The sequence below is a fragment of the Sphingomonas montana genome, from assembly GCF_001956315.1.
GTDB lineage: Bacteria > Pseudomonadota > Alphaproteobacteria > Sphingomonadales > Sphingomonadaceae > Sphingomonas_R > Sphingomonas_R montana.
The window spans coordinates 1-18,034 of sequence record NZ_KV887143.1 but is presented as its reverse complement, the minus strand read 5'-3'; the positions used below and the strand labels follow the sequence as shown (position 1 = coordinate 18,034).

Here is an 18,034-nt window from a genome sequence, read left to right as displayed (position 1 = left end):
CCTCACAGCACCTGCACCGTGTAGATGTCGTCGGGCCGCCAGGTGAGGCCGAGGCCGACGCGGATCGCGACGGTCAGCACGATGAAGGCAAGGAAGAGCCGCAGATATTCCGGTTTCACCCGGTTGGCGAATCGCGCGCCGACCTGCGCGCCCGAAACGCTGCCGATCAGCAGCAGCACCGCCAGCACGATATCGACCGCATGGGTGGTGAGCGCGTGGACCATGGTGGTGGCCGCGGTGACGAACAGGATCTGGAACAGCGAGGTGCCGACGACGACCTTGGTCGACATGCCGAGCAGATAGATCATGGCGGGCACGAGCACGAACCCGCCGCCGACGCCGAGCAGGACCGTGAGCAACCCGGTGAAGAAGCCGAGCAGCAACGGTGCGACGGGCGAGATGTAGAGGCCCGAGCGGTAGAAGCGCCAGCGTCCCGGCAGGCTGGCGACCAGCGGATGATGCCGCCGCGCGCCGCCCGGCGCGGGGCGGCCGCGGCGCACCGCCCAGACCGCGGTGATCGCTTCCTTCGCCATCAGCAGGCCGATGCCACCGAGCAGGAAGACGTAGAGCAGCGCCACGACGGTATCGATCTGCCCGGACCGTTGCAGCGCGCGGAAGATGAAGCCGCCGGCCACCGATCCGCCGGCCCCGCCCGCGACCAGCACGCCGCCCATGTGAAAATCGACGCCCTTGCGCTGCATATGCGCGAACATGCCGGACACGCTGGCCCCGGTGATCTGCGTCGCGGAGGACGCCACCGCGACGGCGGGCGGGATGCCGTAGAAGATCAGCAGCGGCGTCGTCAGGAACCCGCCGCCGACGCCGAACATGCCGGACAGGATCCCGACCAGCCCGCCCAGCGCCACGATGACAGCTGCGTTGACCGACAGGCCCGCGATCGGGAGATAGATATCCATGACGGGAGCCGGGGTAGCGGGTCCGGCGGGGGGGTGGAAGCGGGTTGTGGCAAAGCGTGATCCACGTGGAACAATTTGCCGCCGGCTGGTCTTGCTCCCTCCCCCCAACCCTCCCCCGAGGGGGAGGGGGCGATGGTGTTGGCGACCGGTTCCGTATTCCGCCTTCCGGTATGAGACAGAAGGTCCCACTATCTCGCGTCGGTGGGGTGGGGTAGGACGGTCGGAATGGTCGATGGCGTGAAATGCGATGTTGCGGTGCTGGGCGCCGGGCTGGCCGGTGGGCTGGTTGCGCTGGCGCTCGCCATCCGGCGGCCGGACCTGCATGTCGTCCTGGTCGAGGAAACAGACCGGATCGGCGGGAACCATATCTGGTCGTTCTTCGACAGCGACGTGGCCGAGACGGATCGCTGGCTGGTGGAGTCGCTCGTCTCCTACGGATGGCGCGGCTATGACGTCGCGTTTCCGGGCCACGCGCGGATGCTCGGCACGCCTTATTATTCGATCGAGTCGGAACGGCTGGAGGACGCGGTCCGCGGTGCGATGCCGGCCGAGCGGATCCTGACCGGGCGGCGTGTGCTGGCCGCGAGCCCGCGCGCCGCGGTGCTGGAGGACGGGACGCGGATCGAGGCGGGCGGCGTGATCGACGCGCGCGGCGGGGCGACCCTGCGTCACCTGGATTGCGGATGGCAGAAGTTCGTCGGGCACGAGCTGGTGCTGGATGCGCCGCACGGGCTGGATCGGCCGATCGTGATGGACGCCACGGTGGAGCAGCATGACGGTTACCGCTTCGTCTACTGCCTGCCGTTCACGGCGGACCGGGTGTTCGTGGAGGACACCTATTATAGCGAGTTCGCGCATCTGCATGTCGACAGCATCGCGGCGCGGATCGCGCGCTATGCCGAGGCGCAGGGCTGGCGGGTGCGCGAGATTGCCCGGCGCGAATCGGGCGTGCTGCCGGTCGTGATGGGCGGCGATTTCGATGCGTATTGGCAATCGGGCAGCGGTGGCGTCGCCAAGGTCGGCGCGCGGGCGGCGCTCTATCACCCCACGACCGGTTATTCGTTGCCGGATGCGGTGCGGACCGCGGTGCTTATCGCGGGCGAGAGCGACCTGTCGGGCGCCGGCCTGCATGACCGGTTGCGCGCTTACGCCAAGGCGGCGTGGGATGCGCGCGGCTTCTACCGGATGCTGGACCGGATGCTGTTCCGCGCGGCGGCACCGGCGGAACGCTACCGCGTGCTGGAACGATTCTACACGCTGGATGGCGGGTTGGTGCGGCGGTTCTACGCCGGCCAGTCCACGGCCATGGACAAGTTCCGGATATTGGCGGGCAAACCGCCGGTGCCGGTGGGCCGCGCGATCGCGGCGATCGGGGAGACGCGACGATAATGGCGACGATAGCAGCGAATGCGCCGATCGGCGTCACGGTCGCGCCCGGTGCCCCGACCGTGCGGACCGGTGCGGTGACGCAGACCGCAGTCGTGATCGGTGCGGGCTTCGGCGGACTGGCGCTGGCGATCCGGCTGCAATCGGCGGGTGTGCGGACCACGCTGGTCGAGGCGCGCGACAAGGCCGGCGGGCGGGCCTATGTCTGGGAACGCGACGGGTTCACCTTCGATGCCGGGCCGACCGTCATCACCGATCCGGCCTGCCTGCAGGAATTGTGGGGCCTGAGCGGACGGCAGATGGCCGACGATATCGAACTGCTGCCGGTGACGCCCTTCTACCGCCTGAACTGGCCCGACGGGACGAATTTCGATTACTCCAACGACGATGCGTCGCTGATGCAGGAGATCGGCAAGCTCGATCCCGACGATATCGCCGGATATGCCAAGTTCCTGGATTATGCGGCCGGCGTATACCGCGAAGGGTATCTGAAGCTCGGCCATGTCGCGTTCCTCGACTTCGCGTCGATGCTGAAGGCGGCGCCCGCGCTGGCGAAATATCAGGCGTGGCGTTCGGTCTATTCGATGGTGTCGAGTTTCGTGAAGAACGAGAAGCTGCGCGAGGCGCTGTCGTTCCACACGCTGCTGGTCGGCGGCAACCCGATGACCACGAGCGCGATCTACGCGCTGATCCACAAGCTGGAGAAGGACGGCGGGGTCTGGTTCGCCAAGGGTGGGACCAACCGGCTGATCGGGGCGATGTGCACGCAGTTCGAGCGGCTGGGCGGTACGTTGCGGCTGGGCACGGCGGTGGACCGGATCGAGACGCTGGGCGACCGGGTGACGGGCGTGCGGCTGGCGGGCGGCGAGACGATCGCGGCGGATGCGGTCGCATCCAACGGCGATATCGTCCACACCTATCGCGACCTGATGAAGGACAGCCCGCGTGGGCAGCGGGCGGCGGCGAAGCTGGAACGGAAAAGCTATTCCCCGTCGCTGTTCGTGGTGCATTTCGGCATCAAGGGGACATGGCCGGGCATTCCGCACCACATGATCCTGTTCGGCCCGCGGTACCGCGAACTGCTGACCGACATTTACGACCATGGCGTGCTGTCGGAGGATTTCTCGCTGTACCTGCACCATCCGACGGTCAGCGATCCGTCGATGGCGCCGGAGGGTTGCTCGACCTTCTATGCGCTGGCGCCGGTGCCGCATCAGGGCAAGTTGCCGATCGACTGGGATATCGAAGGGCCGAAATATGCCGAGCGGATCCTGGACGAGATCGAGAAGCGGCTGATCCCCGACCTGCGCGACCGGATCGTTACGCAGTTCCACTATACGCCGAAGGATTTCGGCCGCGACCTGAGCGCGCATCTGGGCAGTGCCTTCTCGCTGGAACCGGTGCTGACCCAGTCGGCCTGGTTCCGGACGCATAACCGGGACGACGTGATCCCGAACCTGTACTTCGTGGGCGCGGGCACGCATCCGGGCGCGGGGATTCCCGGCGTGGTGGGGAGTGCGAAGGCGACGGCCGCGCTGATGCTGGAGGGGTTGCGGGTTTAGCTTTCTGCTACAGCCCCCCTTCAGGGAGGGGGTGGGAGCAACAGCACCACCCCTGCAACGGTGCTTTGGTGACGCGCTCAGCCCCACCCCAACCCCTCCCCTGAAGGGGAGGGGCTAACAGGTTTCTGGAATAGCTTATGAAACGTCTTGCCATCTACTGCGGGTCGGCGACCCCGGCCGATCCGGTCTATATCGACAGCGCACGCGCGATCGGCCGGCGGCTGGCGGAGCGTGGCATCGGGGTGGTGTATGGCGGCGGGCGGCTGGGACTGATGGGTGCGGTGGCGGACGGGGCGCTGGCGGCCGGGGGCGAGGTGATCGGGGTGATCCCCGACGCGCTGGTCGCGGCGGAGGTGGCGCATCTGGGCTGTACCGAACTGCATACCGTGCGGACGATGCACGAGCGCAAGCAGCTGTTCACCGACCTGTCGGACGGGTTCGTCACGATCCCGGGCGGGACGGGCACGATGGACGAATTGTGGGAGGCGATGAGCTGGGCGCAGCTCGGCTATCATGCCAAGCCGGTCGGGCTGCTGAACGTCGCGGGCTATTACGACCTGCTGGTCGGGTTCGTGACGAAGATGGCCGAGGTCGGGTTCCTGCGGCCGGAGCATCGCGAGATATTGGTGGTTGATACCGAGCTGGACCGGTTGATCGACCGGATGGCGGCTTATGTGCCGCCGCGGACGATCGTGGCGATGGGCGCGGCCGAGCTGTGACGGTGTCCCGCGCCGCGCTGGTCGAGCAGGCGCGGGAGAGCATTGCGAAGGGATCGAAGTCGTTCGCCGCGGCGTCCAGGCTGTTCGACCGCGCGACGCGGGAACGCGCATGGCTGCTCTATGCCTGGTGCCGGCGGTGCGACGACCTGGCCGATGGGCAGGACCTGGGGTCGGCGATCACGCACGTCGACGACCCGCATGCGCGGCTGGCGGTGATCCGCGACCTGTCGGCCCGCGCGATGGCAGGGGAGGCGACGGGGGACCCGGCGTTCGACGCGCTGGGCGTGGTGGCGGCCGAGGTCGGCCTGCCGCAGGCCTGGGTGGACGACCTGATCGCGGGGTTCGCGCTGGACGCGGACGGGTTCGGCCCGCGGACCGAGGACGATCTGCTGCGCTATTGCTACCATGTCGCGGGCGTCGTGGGGTGCATGATGGCGGTGGTGATGGGCGTGGACCCGGCCGACGACGCGACGCTGGACCGGGCGTGTGATTTGGGGCTGGCGTTCCAGCTGGCCAATATCGCGCGCGATATCGGCGAGGACGATGCCGCCGGGCGCTGTTACCTGCCGCAGGACTGGCTGGCCGAGATGGACGTGCCGCCGGGCGAGACGATGCGGCCGGTGTACCGTCCACGGATCGCGGTGCTGGGCCGGCGGCTGGCGGCGATGGCGGAACACTATGAGGCCAGCGCGCGGGCGGGGACGCCGGCGCTGGCGTTCCGCTCAGCCTGGGCGGTGCTGGCCGCGGCGGGCATCTACGGCGACATCGCACGCGAGGTGGCCCGGCGCGGGGAGCATGCGTGGGATACACGGGTGTTCACGACGAAGGCGGAGAAGCTGGGCTGGGTGGCGAAGGCGGGCGTGCAGGCGGCGCGTCGGGGACAGTGGGCCGACGCCGCGGCAAGGACGGGACTGTGGTTACGGCCGGAGCGAGAGCGTACGCTTTCAGGTCGACCAGCAATAAGCGAGGAGAGCCATAACGGCTGACAGCCCGAAGAAGGGTAAGGTCGCGCCTGGACCGAAGCCGGTGACACGCGCCGGATCGGCAGGGTCATACCAGATAACAGGCATCTGGTCGGCCCGTTTTCCTTTTGGCGTTAGAAGCCTGACATCGGCGCGCCGTTCGATGCCGCCGACCGTGTAGACGACGCGGGCGGAAACGCGGCGATAGGGGATATCCTCTTCCGTCAGCAGGCCATGCATGCTGGCAGGGCGAAACGCGCCGGCGTCGTAACGTCGTTGCATTTCGGTCAGGTCGGTACTGCATGTTCTAGCCTGTACCGCGCACCGGAAAAGCAACAGAAACAGGAGTCGCAGGACGGCCATTCCGCATAGGCCAGCCGCAACGCTGTAAAGCCAAGAGTGGATCATCGTTTGATTATGTCGCGAGGGTCTTGCAAGCCGATTAACGAGCTCTGGTGCGACATACCGAGCTGGTGCGGCTTTGGTTTGTCCCCCGTTAGGGTGCCACCCCCGCCGGCCGCGCCTCTGCCAGGATCAGCGCGAACTGGTCGTCCGGGTCGGTCCATTCGGCGATGGGTTCCCAGGCGCCGGCGCGGAGGAGGACGCGGGCGTCGCGGGGGCCGTATTTGTGGCTGTTCTCGGTATGGATGGTTTCGCCCGCCGCGATCATGAAATGGTCGCCGGCGATGGTGAAGGCGACGTCGCGCGTGGCCTCCAGATGCATTTCGATGCGGGCGTGGGCGTCGTTCCATATCGCGCGGTGGCGGAAGGCATCGACCGGCACGTCGGCGTCCAGATCGCGATTGATGCGGTGGAGGAGGTTGCGGTTGAACGCGGCGGTCACGCCCTGCGCATCGTCATAGGCGGGGACAAGAATGGCGGGGGACTTCACGCGGTCCATGCCGATCAGCAGCATCGACCCTTCGCCCAGCGTCTCCACCATCGCGCGCAGCAGGTTGACCGCCGTGCGCGCGACCATGTTGCCTATGGTAGAACCAGGGAAGAAGCCGAGCCGCGGCAGCCCGGCGATGCGGTTCGGCATCGGCGTGGGGTGCATGAAGTCGGCCTCGACCGGCACGATCGGGAGCTTGGGGAAATTCTCGGCCAGCGCGGCCGACGAGGCGCGCAGGAAATCGCCGGAGATGTCGATCGGGACATAGGCGGCCGGTTCGACCGCGGCGAGCAGGTGCGGCGTCTTGGTGGACGAGCCGGAGCCGAATTCGACGACCGCGCGGCCGGGACCGACCAGCCGCGCAATGTCGCCGGCATGGGCCGAAAGCAGCGCGGTTTCGACCCGGGTGGGGTAATATTCCGGAAGGTCGGTGATCCGTTCGAACAGTTCGGAGCCTTCGCGGTCGTAGAACCAGCGGGCGGGGATGGCGCGTGGCCGCGCGGCGAGGCCGGCCAGCACATCGGCGCGGAACGCCGGATCGGCGGCGGGCCGGTCGTGCAGCGCGGGGGCGGTGTCGCCGATCAGGCTGTCGGTGGCGGTATCGGTCATCAAAGGTCCTTGGCCAGCCGCAGGCCGGTGAACTGCCAGCGCTGATGCGGGTAGAAGAAATTGCGGTAGGAGGCGCGCAGGTGGCCGCGCGGCGTGGCGCAGCTGCCGCCCTTCAGCACCGACTGGCCCGACATGAACTTGCCGTTATATTCGCCGACCGCGCCGGGAGCGGTGCGGAAACCGGGGTAGGGCAGATAGGCCGAGCCGGTCCATTCCCACACGTCGCCGAACAACGCGCGGCAACCGGCACCGGCCGGCGCGGCGCGGGGCCGGACGGGACCGGCGGCATCGAGCTGATTGCCGCCCAGCGGATCGTGCGCGGCGGCGGCGGATTCCCATTCCGGCTCGGTCGGCAGGCGCATCCCGGCCCAGCGGGCATAGGCGTCCGCCTCATAATAGCTGATGTGGGTGACGGGGGCCGCGGGGCGAAGCGGGTGCAGACCGTCGAGCGCGAAGGCATGCCAGCCGTCGCCGACACGGCGCCAGTGGAGCGGGGCGACGATCGATTCGGCCCGCACCCAGGCCCAACCATCGGACAGCCAGTGGTCGGGCCGGTCATAGCCACCGTCAGCGATGAACCGAAGCCATTCGCTGTTGGTGATCGTGCGATCGGCCAGCGCATGCGGATGCAGCAACACGTCGTGGCGGGGCCCTTCGCAATCGAAGGCGAAGCCGGGTCCGGCATGGCCGATCTGCACGATCCCGCTGCGCCCCTCGACCCAGCGGATCGGGCCGGGCATCGCGGCGGGCGTGTCGCGCGGATGATCCCAGACGGCGGGCGCGGTCGGGTTCTGCGCGAACAGATGGAGAATGTCGGTCTGGAGCAGTTCCTGATGCTGCTGTTCATGGTGGATGCCGAGCGCGATCAGCGTGCGTGCATCGGCCCCGAGCATGGGGGCGGCGGCGGCGATCGCGGCATCGACATGCGCGCGCCAGACGAGGATGCGGTCGAGCGCCGGGCGGGTGACGAGGCCGCGGGCGGTGCGGCTGTGGCGCGCGCCCTCCGCCTCGTAATAGCTGTTGAACAGATAGGCGAAGGACGCGTCGAACGCGGTGTAGCCGGGAACATGATCGCGCAGCACGAAGGTTTCGAGAAACCAGGTGGTGTGGGCGAGATGCCATTTGGCGGGCGACGCGTCGGGCATCGATTGGACCGTGGCATCGGCGTCGGACAACGGGGTGACCAGCGCCACGCTGAGGTCGCGGCAGGCGGCGAGATCGGCAAGCAGCGGATCGACCGGAGAGAGATTTGCCAAGGTCGCCATAGATCGTCTTTCCGCCTTTGGCAGCAGAACCGGTGACGGGGGGTTTGGTTGCCGGCGGGATGGTTCGAGGGTTTGGAAGGGTTCCTGCCGGTGGCCGTTGGGACACGCTTCAAAACGGATCGCCGCCTTTGCAGGAAGACCGGCGTTCAAGCTTATCGTTCCCCGGCCTGCGCCGGGGAACAGCGACGCGGGCTCCGGACGCGCGCCTAACGCGTTGCGCCGGGTTGCCAGAGAATGTCGCCGGTTTCGCCCTGAACATGCCGGGCGAGGACGAACAGATGGTCGGACAGCCGGTTGATATAGGCGAGCGCAACCGGGTTGAGCCCGACGGTGCCGTCCGCCGCGACGCAGGCCCGTTCGGCGCGCCGGGCGATCGCGCGCGCCAGATGGATCGCGGCGGCGGCCGCGGTGCCGCCCGGAAGGATGAAGCTGCGCAGCGCGGGGAGCGTGGCGTTCATCGTGTCGATCTCGCGCTCCAGCCGGCCGACCTGATCGGCGACGATGCGCAGCGCCATCTCGCCGGGCGTGAAATCCTGACCCGGCGTGGCGAGGTCGGCACCCAGATCGAACAGCTCGTTCTGGATACGGCCGAGCATGGCGCGGGCCGCGTCCGGCATCGGGTGGGTCAGGGCGACGCCGATCGCGCTGTTCGTTTCGTCCACGTCGCCCATTGCCACCAGCCGGGCGTCGGACTTCGGCACGCGCGACCCGTCGACAAGGCCGGTTTCGCCCTGATCGCCGGTGCGGGTGTAGATCTTCGTCAGGCGGACCATGGCGGTGGTGCGATCAGCCCGGGCGGGTGAGCATGAGAAAGAGCACGACCAGCACGACGGCCAGCGCCTGGAACTGGACGCGACGCCACATCATCTTGTTCTGCCGCATGCCCGATATGTTGGGGCCGGTGCCGGTCAGGTCGGCCTGGCTGGTCCGCAGGAAGGCGACGATCCCGCGCACGAGCGAAACCAGCGCGCCGATCGCGGCAAGGACGATCAGGATGATGAGGAACGTCTGCATCAAATCAAGATAGGCCGGGCACGGGCCGCTGCCAATGGACATTGTGTCACAGGCGGGTGGGTGTCGCAGGCGGGTGCGCGCGCGCTTGATGTCCGGCGCGCAGCCCGGCGGCCAGTGCCCGGCCGTCCTGTCCGGCGGCGCGCAGGTCGGCCAGCGCGGGTGCGCCGTCGCGCTTCGCCAGCCGGCGACCGTCCGGGCCGAGTGTCAGCGGGTGATGGTGATAACGCGGAACGGGCAACCCGAGCAGCGCCTGGAGCAGCCGGTGGACATGCGTCGCGTCGAACAGGTCGACGCCGCGCACGACGTCGGTGACGCCCTGATACGCATCGTCCACCGTGACCGCCAGATGGTAGGATGCCGGCGCATCGCGGCGGGCCAGCACGACATCGCCTTGGTCCAGCGGCGTGGCACGGACGGTGCCGGCGGTCGCGTCGTGCCAGTCGACCGGCCCGGCCCGCGCCACGGCCCGCGCCATGTCGATCCGCCAGGCCACCGCGCGCGCCGGATCGGGCGGACGGCGGCGGCAGGTGCCGGGATAGGTCGGGGCGGGGCCGGAAACGGGAGCGTGCGGCGCGGTGCTGCTGGCGGCGATTTCGGCGGCGATCTCCGCGCGGGTGCAGGTGCAGGGGTAGAGCAGCCCCTGCGCGCGGAGCGTGTCGAGCGCGGCGGCATAGGCGGGCAGGCGCGTGGACTGGTGCAGGACGGGGCCGTCCCAGGCCAGGCCGAGCCAGGCGAGATCCGCCAGGATCGTCGCAACATGTTCGGCGCGCGCACGGCCGGGGTCGATATCCTCGATCCGCAGGAGGAAGCAGCCATTTTGTGCGCGGGCGAAGTCGTGCGCGCGGATCGCGGAGGCGGCGTGACCGAGGTGGAGCCGGCCGGTCGGACTTGGCGCGAAGCGGGTCGTGGGGGGCATGGTGGCATCATAACGCGCGACGGCCGCGTGGGGGAGGGGCGTGGTTGTCTTCGACGGTGCGGGGCGGTTCCGGCGTATTCATTCCGGCGGAGGCCGGAATCTCGTTTGGGGGGCGTGTGCTTTACCGAAGCAGGATCCCGGCTTTCGCAGGGATGAAGGCTGGACGCGACGGGTGTGAGGGTGGTCGGCCCGTAGTGCCGCGCAGAAGGGGGTTGACCTGGATTGGTCGTGATGGTGTCATGCGTTCGTCACGGCCTTTCGTCAGGGTCGCGATAACGGAGACGTAGGGCCTGCCGGCCATTTGCGCCCCGCGTGCGACGGGACCGGTGCGGTATGACCGATGTCTCCACCCCCTGGTGGAAGGCAGTCGTCGCACGATGTACCATCCCGATCTCCTGAAGCATCCCGACCTGTTGCGGCATCCGGACAGCTGCCCCGCGCTGGTGCTGAACGCCGACTATACGCCGCTGAGCTATTATCCGCTGAGCCTGTGGCCGTGGCAGACCGCGATCAAGGCGGTGTTCCTGGAACGCGTCGATATCGTCGACCATTATGCGCGCGAGGTGCACAGCCCGACGCATGTCATGAAGCTGCCGTCGGTCATCGCGCTCCGGCAATATGTGAAGCCGTCGCAGCACCCGGCGTTCACGCGGTTCAACCTGTTCCTGCGCGACCGGTTCGCGTGTCAATATTGCGGCGTGCAAAGCGACCTGACGTTCGACCATGTCATCCCCCGGTCGCAGGGCGGGCGGACGACGTGGGAGAATGTCGCGACCGCGTGCGCGCCGTGCAACCTGCGCAAGGGCGGGCGGACGCCGAAGCAGGCGAAGATGGCGTTGTACGTCCAGCCGATCCGCCCGACGACGTGGCAGCTGCAGGAACATGGGCGGAGCTTCCCGCCGCATTACCTGCACCAGAGCTGGCTGGACTGGTTGTACTGGGACATCGAACTGGAGGCTTGAGGGGGTTTCGACTGCCGCTGTCGGTGCCGAACCCTATGGTGCGAGTTTCGGAACTGCGCGCCATTCCGTCATCGCAGCGGAGGCTGGGATCCATTATCACGACGGCTCGGGCTAAATGCCGACGGAGTGATAATGGATCCTGACTTTCGTCAGGATGACGGTCGAGGTGTTGCGTGTCGCTGTAGCTGTCGACTTTTCCCCGTTGGGGGCCAGCTGCGGCGACGGTGCGATGGGAATAGAGTTATTCCGACTCCAACCCCTTGCCGGAAGGGAGGGGCCGGTGTCGATCAGGTCTGATCATCGCTATCGTCATCCCGGATCAAGTCCGGGATGACGGTGTTAGGCGACTGAAAAAATTAGCCGCGGTCGTCGCGGACGGGGACGATCTTGATTTCGACGCGGCGGTTCTGGGCGCGGCCGTCGACGGTGTCGTTGGACGCGACGGGCTGGCTGCTGCCGAAACCGCGCGTGGCCAGGCGCGCGGACTGGACGCCGCGGGTGGAGAGATAGTCGGCGACCGAGCGCGCACGGTTTTCGGACAGCGGCACGTTGATCTGGTCGCCGCCGGTCGAATCGGTGTGGCCGTACACGTCGACCATGGTCTGGTTATACTGCGACAGCGTCTGCGCGACCTGATCGAGCGTGCTGCGGAACTGCGGCTGGATCGCGTAGCTGTTCGTGTCGAAGGTGATGCCCGACGGAATGTTGAGCAGCAGGTCGTCGCCGTCGCGGCTGATTTCCACGCCGGTTCCCGCGGTCTGGCGGCGCAGCGCCTGTTCCTGCCGATCCATATATCCGCCGATGGCGCCGCCCGCGATGGCGCCGATGCCCGCCCCGACGATCTTCTCCGTCCGGTCGCGCCGGCCGCCCAGCACGTCGCCGGCGAGCAGACCGCCCAGGCCGCCGAGCCCGGCCCCGATCGCGGCGCGCGACACGCGCTTTTCGCCGGTGTTCGGATCGGTCACGCAGGCGGTGGTGGTGGTGAGTGCCAGCAGGGCGGCGGCGGTGATCTTGAAGCTGCGCATGGGGATCGGGTCCTCTCGACTAAGAATTTCACCGGGAAACCCCGGTTTGCCGAGCTTGTTCCGCATCCGTGCTGAACGGCGGATGATCGCCGGGCGGACCATCGCCGGATCATCAGTTGTCGGACCGGCCGGTTTCGTTCAAAGACGCATTGCGCCCATGACCGACGCTTCCCCCTTTCCGTGGATCGACCTTGCGATCATCCTGGCGCTTGTCGCGCTGAACGGCGTGTTCGCGATGTCCGAACTGGCGATCGTGTCCGCCCGCAAGCAGCGGCTGGAGGCGATGGCCCGCGCCGGCAAGCATGGTGCGCACGCCGCGCTGAAGCTGGCGAACGATCCGGGGCGGTTCCTGTCAACGGTGCAGATCGGCATCACGCTGATCGGGATCGTGTCGGGCGCCTATTCGGGATCGAGCCTGGGCGGACCCGTCGGGGAACGGCTGGCCGCCGTCGGACTGCCCGCCAGTTGGGGGTTCGGGCTGGTCATCGCGCTCACCACCTATGCCTCGCTGATCGTGGGCGAGCTGGTGCCCAAGCAGTTCGCGCTGCGGGCGCCGGAGGCGATCGCGGTGGTGATGGCGCCGGTGATGCGCGGGATGGCGTGGGTGACCGCACCGTTCGTGTGGCTGCTCGACGGGACGAGCATGCTGATCTTCCGCCTGCTGCGGCTGGACCGCGAGTCCGAGAATCACGTTACTGCCGAAGAACTTCACATGATCGTGGCCGAGGCGTCCAACGCCGGCGTGATCGAGGAGAGCGAGCGCGCGATCATCAGCGGCGTCGTGCGACTGGCCGACCGGCCGGTGCGCGAGGTGATGACGCCGCGGACCGAGGTGGAGTGGATCGACCTGAACGCCGAGCCCGAGACACTGGCGATGCGGCTGGCCGAGATGCCGCACAGCCGAATTCCGGTGGCGAACGGTTCGGTGGACGAGATCGTCGGCATCGTGCAGGCGCGCGACCTGGTCGCGGCGCTGATCGCGGGCGAGGCGATCGACCTGCGCGCGCTGACCCGCGACGCGCCGGTGGTAACCGACCGGATGGATGCGATGGACGTGCTGGGCGTGCTGCGCGAGGCGGAGGTGCCGGTGGCCCTGGTCCATGACGAATATGGCCATTTCGAAGGGCTGGTGACGCCCGCCGACCTGCTGGCCGCGATCGCCGGCGCATTCGCATCCGACCGCGACGACGACAGCGACCCGCCGATCCACGAACGCGAGGACGGCAGCTTCCTGCTGTCCGGATCGTGCGCGGCGGATGCGATGGCGGACCGGCTGGACTTCACCCTGCCCGAGGACCGCGACTATGCGACGGTGGCGGGCCACGCGCTGTCGGTGCTGCGCCATCTGCCCAAGGTCGGCGAGAAATATCGCGACCGCGACTGGACGTTCGAGGTGGTCGACATCGATGGCCGCAAGATCGACAAGGTGCTGGCGACGCGGGTGGGCAAGCGGGGGTAGCTTGCGGCCGCGTATTTTTACGTGGCGTTAGGATGCCTTGCCTATACCGGGACGGCTGTTCCGGAGTTGCCTGCATGTTCGACTTGCGTTGCGTGTTCGCGGCTCTGCTGTTCTACGCCGTTCCCGTTGCAGCGGCCGAAAATCTTACGGACGAACCCGCGGTCTACCTGCAGGCGTTCAATGAAACGTGCCGGCGGGGGTTTCCCGACCTGGACACCATCGCCCGGAACGCATTGGCGCATGGCTGGATCGAGGGATCGATGCGACCGGTGGACGGTGCGGCGGATATTTTTTCAGCCGGTCGATCGCGTCTGTTGCACCGGGGTGGGATGCTGCTGTTCCTGACGTCGCCGGGGAACGGACCGTTCGGGACGATTTGCCAGATTACCGGTGGTTCCGGCACGCGCCTTTCCGGGCGGGACGTCGCGGCCGTGATGACGCCCAGCCTGCGCGCCGGTGATCCAACGCCGGGACCAGGCAATCCGAAGGCGGACGACTATTCTGTCTGGACCGTTGCGCCGGGCATGACCGTCCAGGCGGGCGTGAGCGTTTATCGCGGCAAGGTGCGTTCGTTGTCGATGGCGGTTCGCCAGGCGAGGGCCGCCGATGCCGCGTCGATCCCTGCGGCCGTGCCTGCCGCCGCACCGATCCCGCCCTCTGAACCGCAAGCAGTGTTGTCGCTTGCCGGCGCGGCGCATTCGGGACTGCTCGGCCGCGTATCGACGCAGTATCGGAAGGCGAATCTGCTGGGTGGCTATTCCGACAAGCAGGTCGAACCCGGCGTGTGGCGGGTCAAGGCGCGGTCCAACGGTCCGGCGGGTCCGGGCTTTGCGCGGAATATGGTTGCCTACCGCGCCGCCGATATCCTGCGGGCGCAGGGCTTCACCCACATGCAGGTAATCGACCAGAGCGGCAGCGCCCAGTCGATGCGATCGGGCGGGCAGATCGGGGAAGTGATGACGTTGTGGGTATCGGGCGCGATGACCGATGCGGTTCCGCCAATGTGCCGCGCCAAGGATAGCGGCCTATGCTTTACCGTGCCGATCGCCCGGACGCTGGACCGGATCAGGCCGCTGCTTTCATTTCCGACCGGTGGCGGTTGACGGCCGATCCGCGCGCGTCGATCGGAACCCGCGTGTCCGGGCGGCGCAGCCAAATCTTCTCATCAAGCGCGACTCTCAACCGTCGTCGTCGCGGACTTGATCCGGCATCCGGATTTTCAGGCGCTGCGTTTGAGACTGCGGGTCCCGAATCAAGTCCGGGATGACGATGAGGCGGGCGGCGCTGGGCGTTTGTCGCCCGTGGCGCGCCTGTGGATTCAGCCCAGTTTCCCGAACTGCGCTTCGAAGCCGGGGCGGTCGTCCTTTGCCAGATAGTCGGCCTGTTCGATCCAGCGGTCCTTGTGGAGGCGGCCCTTGAAGGGGCCCATCTGGTCGTCGATCGCGGTCTGTTGCGCGGGGGAGAGGGCGGCAAGCTGATCAAACCGGGTGATGCCGAGTTCGGCGAGGCGGGTGGCGGCCTTGGGACCCAGGCCTTTCAGCGTGGTGAGGACGTCGGGATCGCCGACCGGTTCGGGGAGGATGACGGGCGGTGCGACCTGCGGCGCGTGGTCGGGGTGCGCATCGACGCCGAGCAGTTCGCCGAGCGTGTCCTCGATCGCGGCGGCGGCACCGTCGGCGACGCTGTCGCCTTCCTGCCCCTGCGTGCGGTCCGTGCGGCGGCCGCGCAGCAGCAGCGTGAGCAGGATCAGCAGGACGATGGCCGCCCCGATGACGAGGCCGATGGTGTTCATGTCGGGATTGGTGGTCAGCATGGCAGGCCCTGTATGGATCGATCGGTCATGGGAGCGTCGGATGGATGGTCGGGTTCAGGCGGTTTCCTGCGCGGCGTCAGGCCCGGCCCCGGACCAGGACCCTGCCTCGCGGGCGGCCTCGCGCCAGCCGATGTCGCGGCGGCAGAAGCCGGTGGGAAAATCGATCGCGTCGACCGCGGCATAGGCCTTGTCGCGCGCCGCGGTGACGGTGCGGCCGGTGGCGGTAACGGCCAGCACGCGGCCGCCATTGGCCACGAGACCGGCGTCGGGCAACCCGGTATTTACGAGGGCGGTTCCTGCGTGGAAGACGGTGGCACCGGTCAGCGCCGCCGCATCCAGCCCGGCGATCGCGCCGCCGCGTGCGGGCGTGCCGGGATAGCCGTCCGCCGCCAGCACCACGGTCAGCGCGCTGTCGTGCGACAGGCGGGGATGGGGGGCGTCGGCCAGCGTGCCGGTGGCGGTGGCGAGGAGCAGGGGCAGCAGGTCGCCCTCGATCCGCGGCATCAGCACCTGCGTTTCCGGATCGCCGAAGCGGGCGTTGTATTCGATCAGCTGCGGCCCGGTGGGGGTGAGCATCAGCCCAGCGTAGAGCACGCCGGAATAGGGCGTGCCGGCATCGGCCATCGCCTGCACGGTGGGCAGGATGATTTCCGCCATCGCCCTGGCTTCCAGTTCCGGGGTCAGGATGCGGGCGGGGCTGTAGGCACCCATGCCGCCGGTGTTAGGGCCGGTGTCGCCTTCGCCGACGCGCTTGTGATCCTGCGCCGAGCCGATCGCGACGGTGGTGGTGCCGTCGGTCAGCGCGAACAGGCTGGCTTCCTCGCCGGTCAGGAAGGCTTCGATCACGACCTCCGCACCTGCCGCGCCGAAGCCGCCGTCGAACATCATGGCCAGCGCGTCGTTCGCCTCCGCAAAGGTCGATGCGATGACGACGCCCTTGCCCGCGGCCAGCCCGTCCGCCTTGATGACGACGGGCAGGCTGAAGCCGGACAGCGCGATCGCCGCCTCCGTGCGCGACGTGCAGCGGACATAGGCGGCGGTCGGGATACCGGCGCGGGCGCAAAGGTCCTTGGTGAAACCCTTCGACCCTTCCAGCGCGGCGGCGGCGCGCGACGGGCCGAATACGGGCACGTCATGCGCGCGCAGCGTGTCGGCGAGGCCGTCGACCAGTGGCGCCTCCGGCCCGATCACGACGAGGCCGATGGCCTGACGCGCGCAGAAGGCGACGACGGCGGCGTGATCGGTCGCATCGAGCGCATGGCAGGTCGCGTGGTTCGCGATACCGGGGTTGCCAGGCGCTGCATGCAGGCTACCGAGCAGCGGTGATTGCGCGAGCTTCCACGCGAGCGCATGTTCGCGACCCCCGGACCCCAGCAACAGGACGTTCATGGCTTCCCCTTTCGATGGCCTCCTAGCCGAGCCGGTGCCCGGCGACAACGCGGCCGCCGTTTCCGTGTCCGAACTGTCCGGTGCGTTGAAACGCAGCGTGGAGGGCGCGTTCGGCCATGTCCGCGTGCGCGGCGAGATTTCCGGGTGGAAGCGCCATTCGTCGGGCCATTGCTACCTGGCGCTGAAGGACGACCGCGCGGTGATCGACGGCGTGGTGTGGAAGGGGCAGGCGGCCACGCTGCGCTTCCGGCCCGAGGACGGGATGGAGGTGATCGCCACCGGCAAGCTGACGACCTATCCCGGACGGTCGAAATATCAGATCGTGATCGAGCGGATGGAGATTGCCGGGGCGGGCGCGCTGATGGCGCTGCTGGACCAGCGGCGGCGGATACTGGCGGCCGAGGGGCTGTTCGGGGACGAGCGCAAGGTGGCGCTGCCGTTCCTGCCGCGGACGATCGGCGTGGTGACGTCGCCCACCGGGGCGGTGATCCGCGACATATTGCACCGGTTGCGCGACCGGTGCCCGACGCATGTGCTGGTGTGGCCGGTGGCGGTGCAGGGCGAGGCGGCGGCGGGTCAGGTGGCCCGCGCGATCGCCGGGTTCGATGCGATTGCGGAGGGTGGGTCCATTCCGCGGCCGGAACTGGTGATCGTGGCGCGCGGCGGCGGGTCGATCGAGGATCTGTGGGCGTTCAACGAGGATGTGGTGGTGCGCGCGATCGCGGACTGCCGGATCCCGATCATCTCCGCCGTGGGGCACGAGACCGACACGACGCTGGCCGATTTCGCCGCGGACCGCCGCGCGCCGACGCCGACCGCGGCGGCCGAGATGGCGGTGCCGGTGCGCGCCGAACTGCTGGAGGCGGTGCGCAGCCTGTCGAACCGCACGCTGCGCTGCGCCACGCGCTACCGCGAGCGGGCGGACGAACGGTTGACGGCGACGGCGCGGCGGTTGCCGACCGCGGAGACTTTGCTCAGCCCGCAGCGGCAGCGGCTGGACGAGCTGGGCGACCGGTTGCCCCGCGCGCTGGGGCGGCGGCTGGCGGTGGCGCGCGGGGATCTGGCGCATGCGTCGGGGGCTTTGCGGCCGGCGTTGCTGCGCCACCGGGTGGAGCGGGCGGGCACGCGGCTGGCGGCGGCGCGG

General features: G+C 68.5%; 18 protein-coding genes. 8 read left to right on the top strand and 10 right to left on the bottom strand.

Going from position 1 to position 18,034, the window contains the following annotated elements:
- Window positions 1-2 precede the first annotated feature (2 nt).
- Window positions 3-917, bottom strand: coding sequence for a sulfite exporter TauE/SafE family protein (locus tag BKY59_RS03555; protein ID WP_076068731.1), 915 nt, complete (start codon window positions 915-917; stop codon window positions 3-5).
- A gap of 225 nt (window positions 918-1,142) precedes the next feature.
- On the opposite strand from BKY59_RS03555, the gene crtY reads away from it, so the two are divergent.
- From crtY to BKY59_RS03535, 4 genes are all read left to right on the top strand, one after another.
- Window positions 1,143-2,306, top strand: coding sequence for a lycopene beta-cyclase CrtY (gene crtY / locus BKY59_RS03550; protein ID WP_076068730.1), 1,164 nt, complete (start codon window positions 1,143-1,145; stop codon window positions 2,304-2,306).
- 74 nt (window positions 2,307-2,380) lie between these two features.
- Complete coding sequence (locus BKY59_RS03545; RefSeq protein ID WP_076068954.1) at window positions 2,381-3,865, top strand: phytoene desaturase; 1,485 nt, start codon at window positions 2,381-2,383, stop codon at window positions 3,863-3,865.
- Between the two features lie 137 nt (window positions 3,866-4,002).
- Window positions 4,003-4,584, top strand: coding sequence for an LOG family protein (locus tag BKY59_RS03540; RefSeq protein WP_076068729.1), 582 nt, complete (start codon window positions 4,003-4,005; stop codon window positions 4,582-4,584).
- Window positions 4,581-5,570 (top strand): phytoene/squalene synthase family protein, encoded by a 990-nt coding sequence (locus BKY59_RS03535; protein ID WP_083671853.1) that lies wholly within the window; start codon window positions 4,581-4,583, stop codon window positions 5,568-5,570. The genes BKY59_RS03540 and BKY59_RS03535 overlap by 4 nt, the downstream gene beginning before the upstream one ends.
- On the opposite strand, the gene BKY59_RS17225 is transcribed toward BKY59_RS03535, so the two are convergent.
- The 6 genes from BKY59_RS17225 to gluQRS all read right to left on the bottom strand — a co-directional run bounded on the left by BKY59_RS17225 (window position 5,529) and on the right by gluQRS (window position 10,242).
- Window positions 5,529-5,828 carry a hypothetical protein gene (locus BKY59_RS17225; protein ID WP_129586183.1) on the bottom strand — a complete coding sequence of 100 codons (300 nt, stop codon included), beginning with the start codon at window positions 5,826-5,828 and terminating at the stop codon, window positions 5,529-5,531. The genes BKY59_RS03535 and BKY59_RS17225 overlap by 42 nt on opposite strands.
- A 214-nt stretch (window positions 5,829-6,042) precedes the next feature.
- Window positions 6,043-7,047: an L-histidine N(alpha)-methyltransferase gene (gene egtD, locus BKY59_RS03530; RefSeq protein WP_083671852.1), complete on the bottom strand. Its 1,005-nt coding sequence runs from the start codon at window positions 7,045-7,047 to the stop codon at window positions 6,043-6,045.
- Window positions 7,047-8,312: an ergothioneine biosynthesis protein EgtB gene (gene egtB / locus BKY59_RS03525; RefSeq protein ID WP_076068728.1), complete on the bottom strand. Its 1,266-nt coding sequence runs from the start codon at window positions 8,310-8,312 to the stop codon at window positions 7,047-7,049. Before egtB ends, egtD begins: the two co-directional genes overlap by 1 nt.
- A 206-nt stretch (window positions 8,313-8,518) precedes the next feature.
- Window positions 8,519-9,085, bottom strand: coding sequence for a cob(I)yrinic acid a,c-diamide adenosyltransferase (locus tag BKY59_RS03520; RefSeq protein ID WP_076068727.1), 567 nt, complete (start codon window positions 9,083-9,085; stop codon window positions 8,519-8,521).
- A 13-nt stretch (window positions 9,086-9,098) separates the two neighbouring features.
- The gene (locus tag BKY59_RS03515; protein ID WP_076068726.1) at window positions 9,099-9,326 is read right to left on the bottom strand and encodes an HIG1 domain-containing protein; all 228 of its coding nucleotides are present in this window, start codon (window positions 9,324-9,326) and stop codon (window positions 9,099-9,101) included.
- Window positions 9,327-9,372: 46 nt separating this feature from the next.
- Window positions 9,373-10,242 carry a tRNA glutamyl-Q(34) synthetase GluQRS gene (gene gluQRS, locus BKY59_RS03510; RefSeq protein WP_076068725.1) on the bottom strand — a complete coding sequence of 290 codons (870 nt, stop codon included), beginning with the start codon at window positions 10,240-10,242 and terminating at the stop codon, window positions 9,373-9,375.
- 395 nt (window positions 10,243-10,637) lie between these two features.
- Here gluQRS and BKY59_RS03505 point away from each other — a divergent pair, with 395 nt between their 5' ends.
- Window positions 10,638-11,204: an HNH endonuclease gene (locus BKY59_RS03505; RefSeq protein ID WP_076068948.1), complete on the top strand. Its 567-nt coding sequence runs from the start codon at window positions 10,638-10,640 to the stop codon at window positions 11,202-11,204.
- Window positions 11,205-11,560: 356 nt separating this feature from the next.
- Here BKY59_RS03505 and BKY59_RS03500 read toward each other — a convergent pair whose 3' ends face one another.
- Window positions 11,561-12,229 (bottom strand): YiaD family glycine zipper/OmpA-like lipoprotein, encoded by a 669-nt coding sequence (locus BKY59_RS03500; protein ID WP_076068724.1) that lies wholly within the window; start codon window positions 12,227-12,229, stop codon window positions 11,561-11,563.
- A 157-nt stretch (window positions 12,230-12,386) separates the two neighbouring features.
- Between BKY59_RS03500 and BKY59_RS03495 the strand changes: the two genes are divergently transcribed.
- Complete coding sequence (locus BKY59_RS03495) at window positions 12,387-13,688, top strand: hemolysin family protein (RefSeq protein ID WP_076068723.1); 1,302 nt, start codon at window positions 12,387-12,389, stop codon at window positions 13,686-13,688.
- Window positions 13,689-13,762: 74 nt separating this feature from the next.
- Window positions 13,763-14,791, top strand: coding sequence for a hypothetical protein (locus BKY59_RS03490; protein WP_076068722.1), 1,029 nt, complete (start codon window positions 13,763-13,765; stop codon window positions 14,789-14,791).
- 215 nt (window positions 14,792-15,006) lie between these two features.
- Here the strand turns inward: BKY59_RS03490 and BKY59_RS03485 are convergent, their stop codons facing one another.
- Both BKY59_RS03485 and purD read right to left on the bottom strand, forming a co-directional pair.
- Complete coding sequence (locus BKY59_RS03485) at window positions 15,007-15,501, bottom strand: hypothetical protein (RefSeq protein ID WP_240499942.1); 495 nt, start codon at window positions 15,499-15,501, stop codon at window positions 15,007-15,009.
- A 54-nt stretch (window positions 15,502-15,555) separates the two neighbouring features.
- Window positions 15,556-16,890: a phosphoribosylamine--glycine ligase gene (gene purD, locus BKY59_RS03480; RefSeq protein ID WP_076068721.1), complete on the bottom strand. Its 1,335-nt coding sequence runs from the start codon at window positions 16,888-16,890 to the stop codon at window positions 15,556-15,558.
- Between purD and xseA the strand changes: the two genes are divergently transcribed.
- Window positions 16,889-18,034 (top strand): exodeoxyribonuclease VII large subunit (xseA, locus tag BKY59_RS03475; protein WP_076068945.1); only part of this gene is annotated, 1,146 nt, incomplete at its 3' end. The two genes, purD and xseA, sit on opposite strands and share 2 nt — an antisense overlap.